This is a genomic window from Pseudobutyrivibrio sp. YE44 (assembly GCF_900104335.1).
In the GTDB taxonomy this organism is placed as follows: Bacteria; Bacillota; Clostridia; order Lachnospirales; family Lachnospiraceae; genus Pseudobutyrivibrio.
Genome location: NZ_FMXT01000005.1, coordinates 158,742 through 180,696 on the forward strand (window position 1 = coordinate 158,742; position 21,955 = coordinate 180,696).

At 40.9% G+C, this 21,955-nt stretch carries 18 protein-coding genes; all 18 read left to right on the forward strand.

Annotated elements, in window-relative coordinates:
- The first annotated feature begins 27 nt into the window (after positions 1-27).
- The 18 genes from BLR54_RS09475 to BLR54_RS09560 all read left to right on the forward strand — a co-directional run bounded on the left by BLR54_RS09475 (position 28) and on the right by BLR54_RS09560 (position 21,945).
- On the forward strand, positions 28-990 hold the full coding sequence (locus BLR54_RS09475; RefSeq protein ID WP_090420108.1) for a GNAT family N-acetyltransferase: 963 nt from the start codon (positions 28-30) through the stop codon (positions 988-990).
- Complete coding sequence (locus BLR54_RS09480; RefSeq protein ID WP_090420111.1) at positions 987-2,042, forward strand: WaaS/CpsH family glycosyltransferase; 1,056 nt, start codon at positions 987-989, stop codon at positions 2,040-2,042. The genes BLR54_RS09475 and BLR54_RS09480 overlap by 4 nt, the downstream gene beginning before the upstream one ends.
- A gap of 201 nt (positions 2,043-2,243) precedes the next feature.
- On the forward strand, positions 2,244-3,074 hold the full coding sequence (locus tag BLR54_RS09485; protein ID WP_090420113.1) for an NAD-dependent epimerase/dehydratase family protein: 831 nt from the start codon (positions 2,244-2,246) through the stop codon (positions 3,072-3,074).
- A 182-nt stretch (positions 3,075-3,256) separates the two neighbouring features.
- Positions 3,257-4,210: a glycosyltransferase family 2 protein gene (locus BLR54_RS09490; protein ID WP_090420116.1), complete on the forward strand. Its 954-nt coding sequence runs from the start codon at positions 3,257-3,259 to the stop codon at positions 4,208-4,210.
- On the forward strand, positions 4,200-5,630 hold the full coding sequence (locus BLR54_RS09495; RefSeq protein WP_090420119.1) for a hypothetical protein: 1,431 nt from the start codon (positions 4,200-4,202) through the stop codon (positions 5,628-5,630). Before BLR54_RS09490 ends, BLR54_RS09495 begins: the two co-directional genes overlap by 11 nt.
- 202 nt (positions 5,631-5,832) lie before the next feature.
- Complete coding sequence (locus BLR54_RS09500) at positions 5,833-6,501, forward strand: acylneuraminate cytidylyltransferase family protein (RefSeq protein WP_090420122.1); 669 nt, start codon at positions 5,833-5,835, stop codon at positions 6,499-6,501.
- Between the two features lies 1 nt (position 6,502).
- Positions 6,503-7,513: a beta/alpha barrel domain-containing protein gene (locus BLR54_RS09505; protein ID WP_090420123.1), complete on the forward strand. Its 1,011-nt coding sequence runs from the start codon at positions 6,503-6,505 to the stop codon at positions 7,511-7,513.
- Positions 7,514-7,653: 140 nt separating this feature from the next.
- Positions 7,654-8,622, forward strand: coding sequence for a KpsF/GutQ family sugar-phosphate isomerase (locus BLR54_RS09510; protein ID WP_090420126.1), 969 nt, complete (start codon positions 7,654-7,656; stop codon positions 8,620-8,622).
- Positions 8,623-8,864: 242 nt separating this feature from the next.
- On the forward strand, positions 8,865-9,449 hold the full coding sequence (locus BLR54_RS09515) for a hypothetical protein (protein ID WP_090420129.1): 585 nt from the start codon (positions 8,865-8,867) through the stop codon (positions 9,447-9,449).
- Between the two features lie 454 nt (positions 9,450-9,903).
- Entirely contained in the window at positions 9,904-10,086 is a 183-nt protein-coding gene (locus tag BLR54_RS09520; RefSeq protein WP_090420132.1) for a hypothetical protein, read from the forward strand.
- A gap of 179 nt (positions 10,087-10,265) precedes the next feature.
- Positions 10,266-11,957, forward strand: a complete 1,692-nt coding sequence (locus BLR54_RS09525; protein ID WP_143008421.1) for a glycosyltransferase family protein — start codon at positions 10,266-10,268, stop codon at positions 11,955-11,957.
- Complete coding sequence (locus tag BLR54_RS09530; RefSeq protein WP_090420137.1) at positions 11,958-13,322, forward strand: hypothetical protein; 1,365 nt, start codon at positions 11,958-11,960, stop codon at positions 13,320-13,322.
- Between the two features lie 12 nt (positions 13,323-13,334).
- The gene (locus BLR54_RS09535) at positions 13,335-14,561 is read left to right on the forward strand and encodes an ATP-binding protein (RefSeq protein ID WP_090420140.1); all 1,227 of its coding nucleotides are present in this window, start codon (positions 13,335-13,337) and stop codon (positions 14,559-14,561) included.
- Positions 14,562-16,193 carry a hypothetical protein gene (locus BLR54_RS09540; RefSeq protein WP_090420143.1) on the forward strand — a complete coding sequence of 544 codons (1,632 nt, stop codon included), beginning with the start codon at positions 14,562-14,564 and terminating at the stop codon, positions 16,191-16,193.
- A gap of 81 nt (positions 16,194-16,274) precedes the next feature.
- Complete coding sequence (locus BLR54_RS09545; protein WP_090420146.1) at positions 16,275-17,735, forward strand: hypothetical protein; 1,461 nt, start codon at positions 16,275-16,277, stop codon at positions 17,733-17,735.
- Between the two features lie 83 nt (positions 17,736-17,818).
- Positions 17,819-19,483: a hypothetical protein gene (locus tag BLR54_RS09550; RefSeq protein ID WP_090420150.1), complete on the forward strand. Its 1,665-nt coding sequence runs from the start codon at positions 17,819-17,821 to the stop codon at positions 19,481-19,483.
- A gap of 10 nt (positions 19,484-19,493) precedes the next feature.
- Positions 19,494-20,744, forward strand: coding sequence for a hypothetical protein (locus BLR54_RS09555; RefSeq protein WP_090420153.1), 1,251 nt, complete (start codon positions 19,494-19,496; stop codon positions 20,742-20,744).
- Positions 20,731-21,945, forward strand: a complete 1,215-nt coding sequence (locus tag BLR54_RS09560; protein ID WP_090420157.1) for a hypothetical protein — start codon at positions 20,731-20,733, stop codon at positions 21,943-21,945. The genes BLR54_RS09555 and BLR54_RS09560 overlap by 14 nt, the downstream gene beginning before the upstream one ends.
- The last annotated feature ends 10 nt before the right edge of the window (positions 21,946-21,955 follow it).

The window sequence follows — 21,955 nt, forward strand, 5'->3', positions numbered from 1 at the left end:
ATAAAAGATAGCAAATGAGGAATACAAATGACTAACAAAGAGTTATTTAATAAATTTTGTGAAGATAATTATGTGTGCATATATTCCAAGCCTTGGTGGCTAGATGCCATCGTAGGTCCTGAGAATTGGGATGTATGGATTTACGAAAAGGGTGGACGCATCTGGGCTGCCATGCCTTATTATCTGGAGGATAAAAACGGCGTGAAGCGCATCACAAAGCCACCACTCACTCAGACCAATGGCCTTGTGGTTAGCTACCCAAAGGACCCACAGTCCTTGGCAAAGCGCGCCAGCTATGAAGAAGAAATTTGCGATGCTGCCATTGAGTTCATCGAGAGCATGGGTCTCGATATCTACGAGCAGCAGTTTCAATATAAATACACCAACTTCCTGCCTTTTTTCTGGCACCGCTATAGCGTGATTCCTCGCTACACCTATGTCATCGAGGACACCAGCGACATGGAAAAGGTGGATGCTGGAATCAGCAGCAAGTACAAGAACATGATCCGCAAGGGTGAGAAGAACGTGCATCATTTTGGCACTATCGATGCAGACACCTTCTACACCGAGCATGAAAAGATTTTCGCTCGTCAGGATTTGCCAGTGCCTTTCACACGTGAGCAGTGGATTCGTATATACGAAGCAGCTTACGCTCACAACGCAGGTGAGGTTTTCGCAGCACTTGGTGAGAACGACGAAGTTCTTTCACTTAGCTTTTTAGTATGGGATGAGGAGAGCCTCTACCTCGATGCAGGCGGCCCAATCCCAGAACATTCAAGACTACAGACCTACGATGCATTGGTTCACAAGTCAATCGAAAAGGCTCACGAAAAGGGCTTGAAGTTCGACTTCGAAGGCAGCGTAGTTAAACAGATAAATCACAGCTTCAGAGAATACGGCGGTCTCCCAGTAGAATACTACCGCTTCCGCAAAGTATTCAATCCAGAGATTATCCGCAAAGAAGCTGAGGAGACTATAGCAAGACTATGATCGATTTAAAAAACAAAAATATATTAATAATCATGCCCAAATTCTACGCCTACCAGGCGAAGATGAAGGAGGACCTCCTAGACCGAGGCGCCAACCCTCACTTCTACGATGAGGAGCCAGAGAAGACAAAGTTTCTTATTCTGAAGAACCTTGAGAGCATCTTCCATAAGAAGAACGTCTTCGATAAGTTCAATCGCCAGCTCACACAGCAGATTTTGGCAGAGGCTCCAGCAGGGGGCTATGATTATTTCCTTGTAATCCGAGGAAACGTGCTTACAGAGCAGACCATCACAGAGATTAAGGAAAAGGCACTCAAGCCTACAGGAAAGTCCATCTATTATTCTTGGGATTCCTTTGAAAACATGCGCCACAAGGGCGAGATTGGAGAGCTTTTCGACTGGCGTGGAACCTTTGATTCCGTGGATGCAAAGAACAGCGATATGGGTTACGAGCTCCTTCCTCTTTTCTATTCAGATGAGTTCGATGCAGAAAAGCTTGAGCCAGTGGAAGAATACAAGTATGATTACGTCAGCGTGTCAGCCTTCTTCCCATTTAGATACAGACAGTTCAAGGCCTTCAAGGAGGCCAATCCTGATAAAAAGCTTTGCTTGAAGATATACCTGAACCCTAGCGTGTATCGCGGTAAAAAGCTGAAGGACCCAAAGCTTGTAAAGAACCTGGACATGGATATCATCAGCTTTGAGCCTTTTACTCCAGAGCAGATTCGCGACATGGTGAGAAACTCCAAGGCGGTTCTGGATTTGGCACACATCAAGCAGCAAGGCTTGACAATGCGCACAATGGAAACTCTTGGAATCAAGAGAAAACTAGTCACAAACAACATTTATTTACGTGACTACGAGTTTTATAATGAGACTAACGATTTAATCCTCGAGGACTTGGAAACCAAGGCCGACGAAGCCGAACGCTCCGGCGACTACAGCGCGTTCACGTTACCAGGCGCCGAGTGGCTCGACCAACCGTATGCCGAGGACGAGGATATTCGTCGCAAGTATAGCATCCACTCATGGATCGACAACTTGTTCAAGTAGAATTATTAGATATTTAGATTTTTATATGAGCATATGGGTCTTACTCATTAATTAACTAAGCTGGTAGGAAACAAGCTCTTAGATGTCTCAAGCGAAGCTTTCTATAGCTGAGCGGAGATATCTATGGCTTGTTGCCGTAACCAGCATTGAGAAGTAAAGGTAAGACCCAATATGCGGATTAAAACTAGGAGAATTGAGTATATGAAATACTTAGTAACTGGTGCAAATGGATACATAGGCCAAGGCGTCGTCAAGACCATGCTGGACCTGGGCGCTGATGTCATCGCCACAGACTTCCACACAGACGAAGTGGACAGCAGAGCCAAGCGCATCGACGCAGACCTATTCACATTGGATGACCCATACGGCTATTTCGAAAAGCCGGACGTGGTAATCCACCTGGCATGGCGCGACGGCTTCCGCCACGCATCACAAAACCACATGCTGGACCTTCCAAAGCACTATGATTTTATTGAAAAGATGTGCCGCGCAGGCATCCGTAAGATGTGCGTCATGGGAACCATGCACGAGATAGGCTTTATGGAAGGCTGCATCAAGGCAGACACTCCTTGTGCGCCACAGTCCCTTTACGGTATCGCAAAGAACGCACTTCGCCAAGCAACAATACTTATTTGTAAGGAAACAGGCGTGAAGCTTCAGTGGCTTCGCGGTTATTATATCGTGGGCAACACCCACAGAGGCTGCAGCATTTTCTCAAAGCTGACAGCAGCTGCCGAGGCAGGAGATGAGACCTTCCCATTCACCACAGGCCAGAACCAGTTTGATTTCACAGACTACGATTTGTTCTGTGAGCAGGTAGCGAAAGCCAGCATGCAGGATGATGTTCTTGGAATCATCGAGTGCTGCACCGGCAAGCCTATGAAGCTTGCAGACCGCGTGGAGAAGTTCATAACCGACAACGGCTACAACATCAGCTTAGCCTACGGCACCTTCCCAGACCGCCCATACGACTCCAAAGCCGTTTGGGGCGACTCACGTAAAATTGACAAGATACTTATGGATTGGCATTAGTATTTAGATGAGCTGGTAGCTATCAAGTACTTAGTTTAAATTGCTAGTAAGCATCAAGCTCTTATATCTCTCAAGTGAAGCTTTCTATAGCTGAATGGAGAGATATAAGGCTTGTAGCCGTAACTAGCATTGTAGTGTAGATTACTTAATAGATAACAGCGGATTTAGATAATGGAGGATTTATGAAACCAGTATTATATATTGTTATCCCATGTTACAACGAAGAAGAAGTATTACCAATTACAGCCCCTTTATTCTTAGACAAAATCAAGGAGCTCGTAAGCTTAGACAAAATTGATGACAAGTCTCGCGTAATGTTCGTAAACGATGGTTCAAAGGACAAGACCTGGGAAATCATCAAGGACCTTGCATCAAAGGAAGAGCATTTCGTAGGAATCACACAGAGCCGCAACCGTGGCCACCAGAACGCAGTTCTCGCTGGCCTTATGGAAGCAAAGGAATTGTGCGATATCACAATCTCAATCGACTGCGATGGTCAGGATGATATCAACGCAATGAACGAGATGGTAGATGCTTACGCAGATGGATGCGAGGTTGTTTACGGCGTCCGCAGCAAGCGTGACACAGATACCTTCTTCAAGAGATTCACAGCTGAGAGCTTCTACAAGCTCCTCAACAGCATGGGCGCAGAGGTTGTTTATAACCATGCAGATTATCGTCTTGTTTCTAGTCGCGTTCTTAACGAGTTCGCAAACTACAAGGAGGTCAACATCTTCCTTAGAGGTATGTTCCCACTTGTTGGTTTCAAGAGCACCAGCGTTTACTATGAGAGAAACGAGCGTATCGCCGGCGAGAGCCATTATCCACTTTCAAAGATGCTCAGTCTTGCCTTCGACGGTATCACATCCCTCAGCGTTAAGCCTATCAGAATGATTACAGGCTTCGGTGTGTTTGTAGCTTTTGTCAGCCTTGTGCTTCTTGTTTACTCAATCGTTCAGCATATCCTTGGCAACACAAACGATGGCTGGTCTAGTATCATGGTGGCTATCTGCTTCCTTGGTGGTGTTCAGCTTATCTCCATTGGTGTCATCGGAGAGTATGTGGGCAAGACCTATATGGAAACTAAAGCAAGACCACGATATATCATTAGTGAGAGAACTTACGATGAGAAATAAAATGGAACCAACCATAGAAAACTTTCTAGCTTTCGAAAGAGAGCACAACTGCAACAGCATAGAGATAGAAGGCCTCCACGTATGGGCCCTGTACCGCTATGAAATCCACAACGCCATCAAAAAAGCAGTTGATGGCTGGGGTGGGGCAGCAAGCAGCGGTGATGAGCAGGCCTACACAAAGAGCGAGCTCATCGCCATGGCTAAGAATGCCTTGAAGCCTTTTACCTATAGAAATGTGGATGTCCTTTTTATCGGAAACGGCCGCCGCACAAAGAATGTGGACACAGGTGTTTTCGAGGATATCTACTGCGACGAAGTTGCAAAGAAATATAATAGCGTAATACTTGAGCACCCTGAGAATCACGGACATTGCCAGCCAAATGGTATGGACAATGTCTATTTTACTGACAGGGTAGCTTTTCAGACAAATATAGCGGTGAAGCTGTCGCGAAAGTTCAACACAAAGACTAGACAGCGCAGAACTAAAGCAGTGACAGAGGTATTCACTCCACTGTTTGAGGCAATCAAGGAAGAGTTTGGCCCAGACCTTAAAGAAAAGATGATTCCAGAAATCGTAGATAGAATGTACTATGTGGACATCACCAAGAAATTCTGCGGCAAGATTTTGGACAAGGCAAAGCCAAAGCTCATCATCGAGATTTGCTATTATACCATGGAAAGTTATGCCATGAGTATCCTAGGGCATGATCGAGGAATTCCAACAGCTGAGTACAGCCACGGATTTGCATTCCCAACTCACACTCCTATGCAGTACAACCCAGAGGATCATATCACAGAGCTTCCAGATTACGAGTTGATTTATTCAAAGACACAGCTTCCAATCGTGCACTTGCCAGATAATGTGCAGATGCTTACAGTGGGCTTCCCATTTTTTGAAAAGCAGCGTGAGCATTATCAAGCCCTCAATCCAAAGGAAGAAAAGACTATATGCTTCATTTCCACCCTTCACGAGGGAGAGGAAATCAGCAAGGTGGCTGCAGCAGTTGCCGAGGCCATCGGCGATGAATATCGAGTTATTTACAAGCTGCATCCATTTGAGTTTGCTACTTATAAAGAAAAATATCCATGGACCAACACAGATAAGCTGGAGGTCATTGCCAACAATGGCGAGCACATCTTCAAGTACCTGGCTGCCAGCTCTGTAGTTGTCAGCGCCCGCACTGCTTCAGTGTGGGAGGGCATCGGCTTCGGCTGTAAGACCATCCTTTTAAATTTTGGTGACACAGCCGTAAATATGGAGTATTTTATTAAAGAGAAAAACGTACCGCTAGCCGACACCGCCGATGAGGTCGTAGACCTCATCCGTACCGACCGCGCCGGCTTCGTCGAACCTGATGGCATGTTTGAACCCGACGCTATGCGTAACATCTGTGGGTTTATTGATAGATTCGTAAAGTAAATAAATGAGCTGGTAATTAAAGTATAAATAGCTTGTGCTTAATAATGTAAATAGCTGGTAGACATCAAGCTCATATATGTCTCAAGCGATGCTTTCTATAGCAGAGCGGAGACATATATGGCTTGTAGTCGTAACCAGCTGTATTAAGAGTAAAGAACACAAGCGGGTGATAGAGTAAAGAACCAGCGGATTAGGAGTATATATGAAAACAGTAGCATTTGTACCAATCAAGCTCAACAACGAGCGTTTGCCAGGAAAGAACATTAAAGAGTTCGGCGATGGCACCCCTCTAATTAACGTAGTCCTCAAGAAGCTTGTCCAGCTCAAGGAAGACAACACACTTGATGAAATCTATGTTTATTGTTCAGATGAAGCCATCATCCCATATCTTCCAGAGGGCGTGCAGTTCCTTCAGCGTCCAAAGTTTTTGGATGAGAAGACCACAAAGGGCCGTGTAATCTATGAGGAGTTTGTAAAGACCATCGACGCAGATGTATATCTTCTCGAGCACGTAACTACTCCACTTGTTACTGTGGAGCACATCAAGGATTGCGTGGATCACGTAAAGAGCGGTGAGTACGAGTCAGCTTTCACAGCAAAGAAGATGCAGACCTTCTTCTGGAAGGGTGGCAAGCCTCTCAACTTCGACCTTTACAACCCACCACGTACACAGGATATGGAGCCATTCTACATCGAGACAACATCCACATTCGTGTTTAATAAAGAGTCATTTATGCGCAATCATTCCCGCACATCTGAGAATCCTTACATGTGTGAGGTAGAGGAAATCGAGGCAGTTGACATCGACTACGCCGAGGATTTCGAGATTGCAAATGCTATATATATGAATCAGTTAAAGAAAGGTAATTAGAATGAACAAGCAGTATCGTTTATTAGATTGTACACTCCGTGACGGCGGCCACATTACAGGCGGCAACTACGGCGAAAAGACCATCACAGGCACAATCGAAAAGTTAGTTGAGGCCAAGGTAGACATCATCGAAGTTGGATTTATGTGGGACAAGCCACTTTCAACTGACTACACCAGATTCTATTCCATGGAGGATGTTAAGCGTATCCTTCCAAAGGATCTTGGCCAGTCAATCATCTCTGTAATGGTGGAGAAGCCTGACCTTCTCGGTCACATCGAGGAATGCGACGGCACAATCAAGTATGTCCGTGTCATCTTCAAGAGACACCTTCTTGATTGGGCTTGCGAGACAGCGACAGAGCTTTTGAAGAAGGGTTACCAGGTTTCAATGAACCCTGTAAACTGCACAGTTTACACAGACGAGGAATACATCAACGTTATCAAGCGAGTAAACGAGGTTCATCCTACTGTTTTCTCTATGGTTGATACTTTCGGAAATATGAGACTAGAGGATTTCGAAAAGAGATTCATCCTTGTAAACGAGCATCTTGATAAGGATATCCAGATGGGTATCCACCTTCACGAGAACCTTGGCCTTGCTTTTGCAATGGCTCAGCGTGCCATCGAGAAGAGCTATCCAGATCGTAAATACGTAATCGACGGTTCCCTTATTGGAATGGGCCGCGATCCAGGAAACCTTAAGATTGAGCAGATTGCCGAGTACATGAACTACAAGTTCGACCAGGGCTACGACATTCCTGCCATCTACGATGCAATCAGCGAATACATCCAGCCACTCCACGAGAAGTACGGCTGGGGCTTCAAGCTTCCATACGCTATGAGCGCATACTACGACCTTCATCGTACATACCCAGAGTTTTTAATGAACAAGGGCGACCTTACAATGCGCGACATCGATGTAATCCTTTCTCGCGTAGAACGCAGTGAAGCTGAATACTACAACGAAGAATATATTGAGAAGCTTTATCAGGAGTATAAGGCAAATAAATAGGAAAGCTTTTCTTAGAGAAAAGCTAGATGTAAGCTTCGCTTACTAGGCCACAAAAGTTGATTGCAAAAGCAATCATCCTTTTGGACCATGTGACACAACTGTGATAATAAAGATAGTATTATACAAAGGAATTCAAATCCATGGAACGATTAGACGTTATCAAAGAAGCAAAAAGAGTTTTCGACATCGAAATAGCCGCCCTTGAAAAAACAAGGGACGCCCTTGATGGCGAGTTTGAGGAAATCCTCAAGGCTGTTATCAGCTGCACAGGAAAGGTTATCATCACTGGTATGGGCAAGCCAGGACACATTGGAGAGAAGCTTGCTGCAACCTTCTCCAGCCTGGGTACACCATCCTTCTTCCTGCATCCTGCAGAGGCAATGCACGGAGACCTTGGAATGGTGGCAAAGGATGATGTGGTTATCGCTATTTCCTTCAGCGGCGAAAGCGACGAGATTGTAAAGATTCTTCCAACAATCAAGCTTATAGGTGCAAAGCTTATTGGAATTACAGGCAATCCGAACTCTACTCTTGCTGAAGCGTCAGATATCCTTCAGGTGCTTCCTGATTTCGAGGAGGCATGTTACCTTGGGTTAGCTCCAACCAGCAGCACCACAGTGGCCCTTTGCTACGGCGATGCCCTTGCAGTAGTGGCCAGCGGTGTGTACGGTTTCAAGGATGCGGACTTCGGAAAGTTCCATCCAGCAGGAGCCCTTGGAAAGAAGCTTATCTATCGTGTAAACGATTTGATGGATGCAGAGGATAAGAACGCAGTGATTTCTGTGGACGTTTCCCTGAAGGAAGCTATCATCGAGCTTTCAGATAAGGGCCTTGGCCTTGTATCCCTAGTGGATAACAATGGTGAGCTAAAGGGCGTCATCACAGAAGGTGACCTTCGCCGTATGCTTAAGAACGAGGCAAAGGTTTACGAGATGTCTGCCAAGGAGGCTATGACAGCAAATCCAAAGACTATCGAAAGCGGAAAACTTGCATATGAGGCACTCTCTATTATGAGAGACAAGAACATCGCCAGCCTACCAGTTATGGAAAACGGAAAAGTTGTCGGTACCATCCGCATGCAAGCAATTTTAGGCGCCGGAATAGTGTAAAGGAGGCTTCCCCCCTGGGGGGAAGCTGTCAGCGCAGCTGACTGATGAGGGGTAAGTATTCCCCGTCTCTCTGCCGATATATTATATGTGGAGCACCCCCCTCGTGACAGGTCACGAATTAGACACGATTTGTTCAAGAAAAATGCTTGAAACAAAGCCCCTAAAGGTCTATATTTAAGCTAGGTTAATCCACATTGTTATTCATTAAAAGAAACAAATTATATTAAGGAAAGGTGAATGCTATGAAGATGTTAAAAGTATCAAAAATCTTGTCTCTAGCACTTGCAACTGTTGTTGCTATTTCGTTCTTTTCAGTAAACAGTTTCGCAGCTAGTCGTGCAGAGACACACAAGAGAGCTCTTACTGCGGAGGAGATTTCTGTAATCACACCACTTGTGGATTGGGAGTATTATCAGAAGGTTAATCCAGACCTTGTAAAGGCCTTCGGTCGCGACAATCAGGCAGCTCTTGTTAATCACTTCCTTGAGTGGGGTATCTGGGAAGAGAGACAGCCACGCGCTGATTTCAATGTAGACGCTTACGCTACAAGAAACTTAGATCTTAGAAGTGCTTTCGGTGATGACATCATCGCATACTATATGCACTATGGACAGGCTTCTCAGACAGACAAGTATTACAGACCAACACCAACACTTGAGGATTGCTACTACAAGAACACAAATGTTTACTCTGTTTACGATTTCGTAAAGGGTCAGACAGCTCCTCGTGCTGGCGCACTTCCAATTCAGACTTACAACTTCCATCCAAAGCTTCACTTCGCTTGGGAGGATGAGCAGAAGGCTGAGAACGAGAAGAACAATAAGTAATAATGATATTCCAAAGACTTGGGTTCGTGAAACGGCCCAAGTCTTTTTCTGTTGTGAGGCATAAATAGAAAAGGAAGCAACACCTACCGGTGTTGCCTTGAATGAAGTGCTTCGCACAATAGTAACATAAAAAAATGATGGTTACATTAGGAATTTTACTTTGTAAAAAATATGTCATTTAAAAAATGATATAAGTAGTTATTTGTTTTTATATATTGTATTTTTATTTAAACGGGAAAAATGTTTAAATGTAGATAATCGAGGCGTATAATGTGAAATGAGGAGAATTAGAGCTTAAATTAAAAGTATACTCAAAGAATTATAAAATTTTTCAAAAGATGCGCATATAAATTTTGTTGCTAAATATAGAAAAAACAATTGAGAACAAGGAATACTAACTATCGGGATTTGCAGTAAACGATGAAGAATTGATAGAGATTAAGAAGGCGTTAAGATGAAAATAGTACACAATAATGATTTAAAAGAGGTGCCATTCAAGAATACTGATTTTAATGACTATGCCGAATCAATGGAAAATGCTCAGAAGTGGGCTAGGATTGTTGGAATCAAGGGATCTGATATTGAGGATGCCATAAAGGCTGTGAGACTAGGTGAAAATAGAAAGAAAAATCATTGACAGTCTGGCAAAGTAGAACTATTATATTAACATAATTGAAAAGTTGAACGACTTTTGTCGAGGGTGGAAGCACGAATGTGCATCCGCTCTCGATTTTTTTGCTTATACAGTTACGTTGTGATAGAATACAAGCGTATATGTATAAATAATTAAATTGGAGAAAAAGGGTTTTACTAGAAATGACGAAGCTATTTAATTCCACACCTTTTAAGATTATATTGGCGGTTGTGTTGGGGGCGGCAGTGTTTGTCAACCTGGTGCAGGGTATGTATCTGGATGAAAACGGGCTTCTCACCCTATACAGAGGTATTTATCAGGGCGAGAGAGTGTTCGTGGATTCCTGGTCAGAGTACAACATGGCGGGAGTGCTGATGTATCCAATCTTCGCACTGTACTATCAGGTACTGGAGCCAAGCCTCACTTCCATCGGCGTTGGAATGGTGCTTTACACCAGAATCGTATACATGATTCTCAGACTTCTGATTGCGGTATACCTTTACTTCACACTTAAGAAGACAGAGTTTGAGGAAGGAGCGTTTTACACAGCTCTTTTCTATTTCCTATTTATTGTTGGCTGGAGGAATTTTTCTTACAAATCCATCTGTGATTTTGGGCTGATTCTTCTCATCTGTTTCATTTTCAGATATTGCCAGCATAACCACGGCTTTTATTTCGTGCTTATGGGCATCGCAAGCTGCATCTGCATCCTTGCATACCCTACCATGATTATCCTTCCATTTGCATTTGTTATTGGAGGATTGATTCTCAGCTATCAGGGCTATGAGATGATAAAGAACTTGACAATCTACGGTATTACCTGCCTGGTGTGCGGGGCACTGTACCTTGTATATATGCAGTTTACCTGCGGTATCCTTCAGGGTATTAACAGCTTTATGCTGTTTTTGAATTCATCAAACGATTATGATGATTCTTTTGTAGTACGCCTTGGAATGATGGTGCTCAGCTACGTGGTAACCGCTGCCATCGCATATTTCCCAGTGGTTTGCATCGAGCTTTATAAGAAGTTCAGAGCTATGTCAGAGGTTGCGGCAGAAGTTATCCTTGGCGTATACTGGATCGCTTTCATGGTGGCTGTGTGCGTGGTCAAAGTGGACAGCATCAGCTACTCTAGATATATTTACGGCATTTTGATTTTATTCTGGTGGTTCCCATATTTTGCCAGAGAGGCAAAGTCTAGCTACACAGTGGTTGGCTCTTACAAGCAGGCAGACATTTCTGCCACCTTGGTTTGCTGGGTAGTGTTTGCTATCACCTGCGTATCACAGGGGGTGTGGGCTATTTCTACAAATCAGGATATTACCGTGCCAGGGCACATGGCATATTACATCGTCCTTGCCATGATTGCTATGCTCATTTCTAACGAGCAGTATCATCACTTGGTGACAGGGCTTTTCCTTGCAGAGATTTTCTTCACTTGCATTTGGATGCCTGATAAGAACGGTGGCTTCCACCATGTGTTTGAACAGAGATTTTATGTGACAGAGGGGGCTCTTCAGGGGGTTGCCTTGTCACAGGAGGATTATGATAAAAATCAGCAGGTTATGGAGCTGATGAACGACTATGTGACACCAGAGGACAAGCTTTTGGTGACATTTGCCTTCAACTCTACTGCTTATTTAAATACAGATGCCATTATGGCAACAGGTTCGCCTTACACCAGACCTCAGATTGACACTCAGCTTTTAAGCTTCTGGGAGTCAAACCCTGACTATGTGGCAAACCTTGTTTTGATTGATAAAGGAATAGACAAATACCAGGAGTTGCTGGAGTCTGAGTGCGGCCAGTACCTGCTTTCAGAGTATGCTAATGAGGTTGCAACAAATGGGGATTTTGTCTTGTTGTCGAAATAAATGTTTGATAATAATAGTTCAGCAAAATTAAATAAGATATTATCTAGCAAGTATTATAAGGCTCTGGATTGGGCTAGCTTTGCGGTAGCTCTGATAGGCAGCTGTGCTGCTATGTACTATCTGTTTTCCAGACAGGTACACACCGATGGCGAGACATATATGTCAGACATACTGCCATATATATCAGAGATGATGGGTAGGGAAACTCAGTTTGATTTCCCATACCCTGTGTTGTTTAAAACAGGCCATCTGATAGCTGTTCTTATATATAATCCAGAGATTGCCATGGCAATCACAGTGATGCTTTTTCAGGCACTTGGCATGATTATCACAAAGGTGGTTTTGAACAAGCAGACAGGTGCCAGACTTTTATCCACCTTCTGTACCTTGGGATTGTTCTTTGATTCCATGATCTTCTCAGACTTCTTTAAGCAGTTTGGTATTAGATATCATTACGAAGGTGTAATGTCTTCAAACCCTTGGCACAATGCCACCTATATGGCAGCAAGGCCATTTATGATATTGGCCTTCGTGCTTGGCGCGGCCACTTTGGTTAGATATGAGAAGGAACTTGTAAAAAAGGTCAATACAGAGCCTTATCATGTGATAGAAGATGGAAAGATTGATTTAGTAGAAGCTCCAGCAGCTTTGAAACGATTTTTGTCAGAATATGGCTTGTATGTAGGCTTCACAGCATCGCTACTTCTTGCAACAATGTCAAAGCCAAGCTACACCATTATCCACATGGCTGCAGCAGGCATTATTATGGTATGGCGATTTGTGGCATGCCACTTCAAAAACTTCAGACAAACCCTCCTTATGGGAGTTTGTTATATACCTACAATTATCGCTCTTTTATATCAGTATTCTGGCGTGTTCACAGGCCAGGGTGCAGATTCGGTGGAGCGCGGAATTGGCTTTGGAATCGGAAGAGTGTGGGGCCAGTACACCACAAACATTCCACTTGCTTTGTTACTTGGTGCAGCCTTCCCATTTGTGGCATTGCTGTTCCATTTAAAAGACCTTAAAACCGACGCCCAGTATCGCTTCGGCTGGCAAGTATACCTTGCAGCTACAGTGATGGCCCTTGTGCTTTATGAAAAGGGCTTTAGAGAGTGGCACTTTAACTTTGGTTGGGGCTATATCTGTGGGCTGTTTATAGTGTTTATGATTTCGGCAGTTGTGGTATTGCGAGATACCTTGGCACTATTTGGACTGAAGACATGCCAGGAATCACCAACAATACAAACTAATAAAATACTATTTGCTTTAAAACTTATACTCCAGTGGTCAGTGTTCGGAGTCCATATCTTGATGGGACTCAGATACTTCCAGCTTCTTTGCTGGGGTGCAAACTATATGTAAAAAGGATTCCAAATGAAAAAATTACCTTTGGGAATTCAGTCATTTGAGAAGTTAAGACAAGAGAATTTCCTATACATTGATAAAACTAAATATGTATTTGATTTGGCCTCAAACAATATCCCTTATTTCCTTAGCAGACCAAGACGATTTGGAAAGAGCTTGCTACTCTCTACCATGCGTGCCTACTTCGAGGGAAAGAAGGAACTATTTACTGGACTTGATATTGAAAAGCTAGAGGAACAAAAAGAGAATCCTTGGGCGCAGTACCCAGTATTTTATTTTGATTTTAATGGGAAAAATTACCAATCTAAGGGGGCTCTTGAGCAAAAGATCGATGGCTTGCTCAATAAATGGGAACCTCAGTATGGAATAACATGCCAAGGTATACCACTAGAAGAGAGATTTGCAACCCTATTAAGAGTTGCTTCAGAACAAACTGGCAAACGCTGTGTTGTTCTTATCGATGAATATGACAAGCCTCTTCTTGAGGTAATAGAAGACCCTGAGCTACAGCAGCATAACAAAGATGTTTTTAAGGGCTTTTTCAGTACCCTTAAAAGCGAAGATGAGTTTATTCATTTTATATTCATCACAGGTGTCACAAAGTTTCATAAGGTCAGCATATTCAGTGATTTGAATCAGTTGGTGGATATATCTCTGAATAGAGATTATGCAGGAATATGCGGTATCACAGAAGACGAAATCAAAGATTATTTCAAGGATGAGACTGATGCTTTAGCAAAGACACAGAGCCTTAAGCTGGAAGAATGCCAGGCTATCTTAAAGAAGAAATACGATGGCTACAAATTCCACCAGGATGGTGTGAATATATATAATCCTTACAGTGTGATGAATGTGTTCTTCTCCAAGGAGTTTGGCTCTTACTGGTTTGAAACAGGTACACCAAGCTTTTTGGTACAGAGGATATCAAAGAGTGATTTTGATGTTAGAAAATTCACAGACAAAACTCTTTATGCAAGCGAAAGCTCGCTGAAGGATTACACTGGTGATTCCTTGGATTTGATACCATTATTGTATCAGACTGGTTACATTACAATAAATGACTATGATAGAAGACTTGGTAGATACACTCTGACCTTTCCTAATGAGGAAGTGAAGATTGCTTTTGAAGAAAGTTTAATACCGCAGTATGTGATGCCATATATAGTAGATAACAGAAAGATATTCAACTTCAGTTCTGAAAGTAGAATGCTTGAAGAATGGAAGGTGGAAGAGTAGATGACGGCTAGAATAAATAGGTTTTTCCAGAAGACATGGGTTAAAGTGATAGTTGCTGTGCTTATACCGCTTGTTGGATGTGGATTATATATGATAAAAAATGGTGTCGGTATCGGCCAATACTCCATCTTCTGTTCCGGCTGGAATGACGAGCTTAGCTACTACAAGCACGTAGAAGGAATGCTAAAGTACGGTGTGCCTCAAGGTTATTTCGGCTTCAACGAGAGCACAGCCAGGATAGGAACCTTTGGAGCATGGAATCCTGCTAGCATGATTCCTTTTTATGTAGTAGGAAAAGTATTTGGGTGGAATTACAACACACCTATGATTTTTAACATGGTTTTAAACTGCTTGATATTTGCTGTGTTTGCATTAGTACTGAAACCAAACTATAAGCAGTTAATTATATCAGGTGTCATTTGGACAGCCTTTTCATGTAATTCCAGATATATATTTTCTGGAACACCAGAATCATATATTACATTTTTAGTATTTCTGTTTTTCGTTTGCTTAATAAAATATATAAGAGAACAATCAAAAGCCTCTATCATTGTTTGTAATATAGCAATGATATTTTTAACCTTAATCAGAGGATACTATGTTGCTTTTGGACTGATTCTATTGTATGTTTTGACAAGCAACAGAATGCAAAAGGATGGATTGCTAGAAAATGCAGAAGCTAAAGAAACACAAAAGAGCTTTAAGAATGCAATGAAGGCTCTGACCTACAAAGATGCAATTATGCAAATAATTGTAATGATTGCATCAGCCATAGCCTTTGCACTGCAAAAGCATTTCTTTGCAGCAGAATACTTTACAGATATTGTAAACACAGAGAGCTTACTCAATCCAAAGCACGCTATAAAGCTTATATTATTAAGCGGTAAAGAGACACTTGAGTATATGGTCAGTGCACTGACGAGAGATAGCATGCGTGGAACCTGGTATATAGTGTTTTTCTTTGTAATTGGTATGCTGTTATACTTGCACAAAGAAAGCAAAAACAAAAAGCAAGACCTAAGACAAGATATAAAGGAAAACCAAAGGAACAGTATACATAACAATGCTGCAGGCGCAACCCTAAGTGGATTAGAACGCATCTACCTAGTCATCATAGCTGTAGGCATAATGCTTGTCACAGCCATGTGGCTTTTATACAACGCCAAAGAAGGTTCAAGACACCTTATGGCTTGCGCAATCGTAGGCATAATGCTAGTAAATTATCTGATAGACAAGCGAACTGTAGCAATCATATCTATATTGATAGTGCTATACTTGTCTTGGTTTTCAAAGGATGATTTCTACAACAAGATTTATCCATTGAACGAAGATCAGGTAGCAAGCTACGAAGTGGAGCAAAAGCGCCTAACAGAGCTTATGCCTATCTCAGAAAATAAATGGGATAACACAGCTATCTACACCCTTTCAATGGCTTTTGATGATCTCTATGCTTTGCCAGCTGGAATGGGTATCAGCGATTGTGATGATAGCTATGTTATGGAAAACCTAGATGGTCTTAAATCAAAGTATGTATGCACCAGAATTGGTGAAGAAGTTGATGACTTCATGATGAACAGTGACGCAGAGTTGATAGAGACTTTTGCTAATACTAGAATTTATAAGTTAAGATAAATTCATAATAGATAAACAAGCCTTCTGATAGCAATCTAAGATTTATCTTCAGAAGGTAACATAGACTAATATAGAGGAATAATGGAAAAGAAAAAACTATCTATAAATCTTATACTTGGAATTTTATATACAGCCATATTTCTTCCAATTGCATTTGCGATAATGAATTCGGTGCCAGCCTCAGATGATTTTGCTTTTGGTAGCAACACCATATCAGACAATCTGCTGGTAAATGCAGCAGGATATAGCTGGTGGAACTGGAAATATCACAGCGGAAGATGGCTTACATTCTTCTTCCAGAAGATGATTAATCCGCTTAACAGCCATACACATCTTGGAAGAACTTATGGAGTGTGGATGATGGCAGTGTTTGCATTGACCTTCATCATGCTTCATTATTCGCTCAACACAATATACAAGAAGATGATGAGTGAAGAGCACTCTAAGATTGCGGTGTTTTTAAGCTTAGCAGTATTCTATACCACATATTATTATTCAGAGACTTATAACTGGTATGTGGGAGCTACAGCATATGCCATTCCTTTGGGATTATTACTTCTTACTGTAGCCTTTACAATTAAGTATTATGACACAGAAAATAATAAGTACTACGTGCTTGCAATTTTAGCAGGATTAATACCTGCTACAAATGAGTTTATGGATGTGGCAATTGGTCTGCTATATATTTATACGGTAGGATTCATCTCAAAGGTAAATTTGAGAGATAAGAGCAAGTTAATCAAAGCAATTATTCCACTTGTAATATTCATCATTGGTGGTATCACAGTAGTATTTGCTCCAGGAAACTTTGCTAGACAGCAGGTATATGAAATCCAGCCTGATGTTGTTCTCGCAACTAGACAGATTATCTACGACATGCTAATTCGTATTTACGATATACTTCGCAATCACCCATTAGCACTTGTATTCTTTGCACTACTATTTATACTAGGACTAAAAGCAGGAACAGATAATAACATTGGAAAAATAGTTTTAAGAGTAGTATTATTATTCCTTGTGGCCTTTGGTACATTGTTCCCATATGTGTATGGACGTGCAATGACCACAAGTTATCTTGATATTAGAATGCAGTATTTGTTGGATTTCATTATCGAGATTGGAATCGCAATTACATTCCTTGGCTTAGGTGGATGGATTTCAAACAATTTGAACCTTAGCCTAAACAACAAAATAGCTATCACAGTATCTTCAGCTATCGTTGTATTAGGTTCAGCAGCCTTAATCATTATTGGTAGATATCAGACAGTCATCCAGTATGACATCTACGCAAAGCGACAGCTCATTAAAGATAGCTACGCCTTCTGGGACGGAGTAATTACAGAAATTGAAAACTCGCCAGAAGATGATGTTGTCATCCACAGACCAGCAGAAATCACATGGTCTCCATACTTCTTGTATACCGGACTGACAGATGGTGATGTGTATGCTGTGAAGTTTGACACAGTATATGACAAAGAATTCATTATGCCAAATGTTTACTATGGCAAGAAATCAATTCAGTTAAATTATGATGCTGAGTAAAAGATAAAGAATCAATATGAACAATGAGCCACAAAAGCAAAAGTAGCTCAAAAAGTCATATTACCAACAAAAGGATAAGAATAATGCATACAGAAAAAAGAGTCATAGCTATATCCACAGTGGTAGTGGCAGTGATGTTGGCAGTAATATGGTGGAAATGCCCTATCTGCTTTCAAAACAATGATGATAGAACTTTGATGTATTTTACAGCTGGATATATGACAGGCCATAAAGAAATCGGCTCAGTGTTTGGTGGATTTCTTTGGTATGGCCTTATAGCTTTTTTTTACAAGATTTATGATGGAATAGCATGGTACACAGTACTTCAGCTTGCGGCCATAGCAGTCAGCCTAATATGCATTTGTTCAGCATACATGAAGGCAGCAAAGAAGCAGTGGTATTTAGGAATTGTCACATTTGCTATTATCCTAATCACCATAATGTTTCATTTTGTTACAGCCTTGCAGTACACTGTATCTGCAGGAATAATAGGAGCAGCAGCGGTTTGCCTGTATTACCTATCCCTAAAGGAAGATGATGTTTACAACATCTGGATAGTACTATCAGCAGTAGCCTTAGTGCTATCATACGAAATGCGTAAGCAAATGGGCTTTGTAGCCCTCAGCGGATTGTGCATCGTAGCATTCACTCATTTCTGGAGCAACAGAAAGCGCGTTATCAAAACAGGCATAGCCTTAATACTATTATTTGCAGCTGCCTTCGTCTCAAACACTGTATATGAAAACATAACAGGCGTTGCAGATTTCAATAAGTATTATAAAAGTGCTGGCACCTGGAATGATTACCCACACCTATCATACGAAGGCAATGAAGATGTCTATGAAGCGGTTGGTTGGGATGACACATTATTTGACTTAGCAGAAGATTGGTACTTCATGGATGAAAATGTCACCATAGAAAACTTCGATAAGCTTAACGAGACCTATGGCGATGGTGGAGTAACATTTAATGACAGAGTTCAAAAGGCAAAGGATATAATCAAATCAAACATGATGTCAAATATTCAGACTGGTATGTTGATTTTTGTAATCTTTGTTGGAAATATATTAGTTATAATTAAAAAGAAGGCAGACAAGAGATTAGCATGTGCTGATTTACTAACAGCCATGTTCATAGTTGCATCTGCATACTTCTTGCTGAAGGGAAGATTCCCACTTAGAGTTTATCAGGCGCTGATTTATGTGTATCTAATACCAGCAGTGATGATGCTGCTGGATGCGTTAGCAGACATGGAACAACTCCCATTCAAGCTAGCATACCCAGTGCTCCTTGCAATTATGCCATTTTTGCTATGCAACAAATTTCCAGAAGCAAACGTGGTGAAGTACACTTATGCAGTTTGCAATGATGTAAATCGAGCAAAGGACATCAGTCAGGCAAAGAGCCTGGATAGATACGCAATAGCTAATCACAAGAACTTTTATGTTTATGATTTTGATTTATCTCTTCCAGTAGATCCATTTTTAACATACACAGATGTAATGCCAAATAACTTGGCGTTGTGGGGTGGCTGGCAGTACAACACTCCAGAGTATTGGAATCAATTGGAAGAAAACGATTTTTCAGACGGATTCTACAGCAAGGATTTTTTGCAGGATAATGTATGTTTCTGCACAAGAGAATTGCCAGAGAAGTTTGTGAATTATATTACAAAACGTCATCCTGGTGCTGAGTTCAAGCAGGTGGATGAATGCGACGGAATTAAGATTTATTCGATTAGAGAATAGGATTTAGTTTATGAAGATTAGAGAAAAGCTGTATGATTATTGGTTTATAGTGCTGATGGCATCAGTATTTACATTTTCATTTGTTCTTACAGCTATTACATATGAGCAGTGGTTTGCTACAGGAATGGTGATGGCCATTGTGCTTGTGGCAGGTGTGGCAATAACTGGTCATATAGAGTTTGACTTAAAACTACTTTTTTTATTTGAAGCATTTTTGCTTGTAGCAGTAAAAGATAATATTAACTATGCTAAATATGATGTGGCTTTTGCGTGGATATTGGTTATTCCATACTTGCTGGGAAAGCTCGTAGTTGGAAAGAAAGAGGGCTCCGATAAAAGACTTTTCTATGCGTATAATGTTTTAGGTTTTGCAATGGCTTTTCTTTGTCTTGGAGATATTCTTTACACACATATCCGAGGGAGCATGTGGATTACACTGTTTTATCGCTTTTGGAATGATGAAAACTATTCTAGAAGTAGTGCTGAAATGTTTTTCACATTGGTACAGGGAGCACTTGCATACGCTTTTTTATACAGACAAAAGAAAAAGGCTTACTTTGCTCTGATTAGCTTACTAAATATTACGATATTTGGTTTAATGATATATCATGAGGGGAGATTCAGCTTAGTAGCTGTTTTTGCTGGCATAATAATTGTAGTGGCAATGTATTACATTGATAATTTCAGCCACGAAAAGATGAAGCAGCTTCTTAAGATTGTTGGTGTCATATCTGCTATGGCTGTATTGGTTATCTTATTAGTAAAGATTAATCTCTTTGGATTAGGAGATATTTATAACAACTCTTTCCTATCTAGAGATGGAGGTTTACTTAAAAATGTTCGTATAGCCTCAACGCTAACAATTCTATCTAACCTTAAGAACTATCCATTAGGTGGCTATAACGAGCTGTCAGAAATAGGTAGCCATGATATGTGGCTTGACTATGGTAATCACTATGGCTTGCCGGTTCTAGCATGCCTGGTATGTTATTTATTACTGACATTTATAGATGCCGCTAGGCTTTGCTTTATAAAAGAAAAAGACTTCGGAATAAAATATTTATTAATTCCAGGTTTTATACTATTAAACCTGAACTATATTATTGAAGGTGCAGCATTTTCTATTAGATTATATTTGTGCTATGGACTCTTCCTCGCAGGAATGATTAGAGCTAAGCTGGAACAGGAAAAACAAAGTGGTCCAGTTATAACACACATGGCACAATGTGAAGGGATTAAATACGTAAATGAAGAATCCTAGTAATGAAATAATAAATAAGGGATATACGATTATTGGTGCTTTACTATTATTGCTATACGGAACGTTCTGTGAAAACATATCTCTGAAAGCGTTTATAATAGTGAGTATAGTTTTAATTGCAGGTGGCATTATAATAAATAAAAGAATCTGTTATGATACGGCGCTTTTAATATTAGCTCAAGCGCTAATATTAGTTGTTTATTCAAACTTCTTTCTTAGGGGTTTAGTGGATACGCACGCCACTGAAATAATGGCACCTGTATTGGCATATATTGTAGGCCTATCGTTGGTAAGAAAAAGTGAGGGTAGAAACAACACTACTCTTCTTTATTTTGCGTTATTCATAGGTTTAGGAATATATGGTATTATGTCTATAGCACTGACAAAGAAAACTGGTGCTATAGGTACATACTTTGGAATAAAACAAGCTAATCCGGAGCTTATGAATTTGCAGCTAGTTGAGTTTTTCTTTTTAGGAATTAGCGCATCTCTTATCTGGGCTGTTATAACATTCAAAAATCATAAAGCGATTTCAACAATTCTTATCTTGGCAGCAATTGTAATTCAGCCTGTAATGATAAAATTACATGGAAGATACAATGCTTATATTTTTGTAGTAGAACTAATTGTATTGTTAGCATTGCTAATAAACAAATTAGTAAGTTCAAAGATAGATAATCAAGTAAAAGCAAGAGTAATATCAGCGACTATAATCACAGCCATAATTGCTCTAAGCCTACTTATTTTTAACCTAGACATAGTAAATATAAAATCAAAGTATTACACCAGCTTTTGGGGCATCGACGGAGGCTTATTAAAAAGTGCAAAGTTTTTGAACATGAAAGAAATGTTCAAACTTCTCTTTATCAATTGGCACAATCCGTCATACATTACTTCAAACGGAATAAATACCAGCTTTAACTTATGGTTAGACTTTGGTAGAGACTATGGCATTGTTTGTTTCGCTGTGATATATGCATTTAAAATATGCACAGTAATTAATGCTATTAGACTTGTAATCAGCAAAAAAGTGACAGCCGAAATAAAGGTATTATTGTTACCAGCTTTTGTTATTTTAAATATTTTTTATAGTTATGAATATATTGCCAAGACAAACACATATCTTTTGAATGCAGGCCTTGTTGTAGCAACAATGATAAGTGTTAATCTAAAAGGGAATAATTGGGGAGAATCTAAATAGAAATCCTATA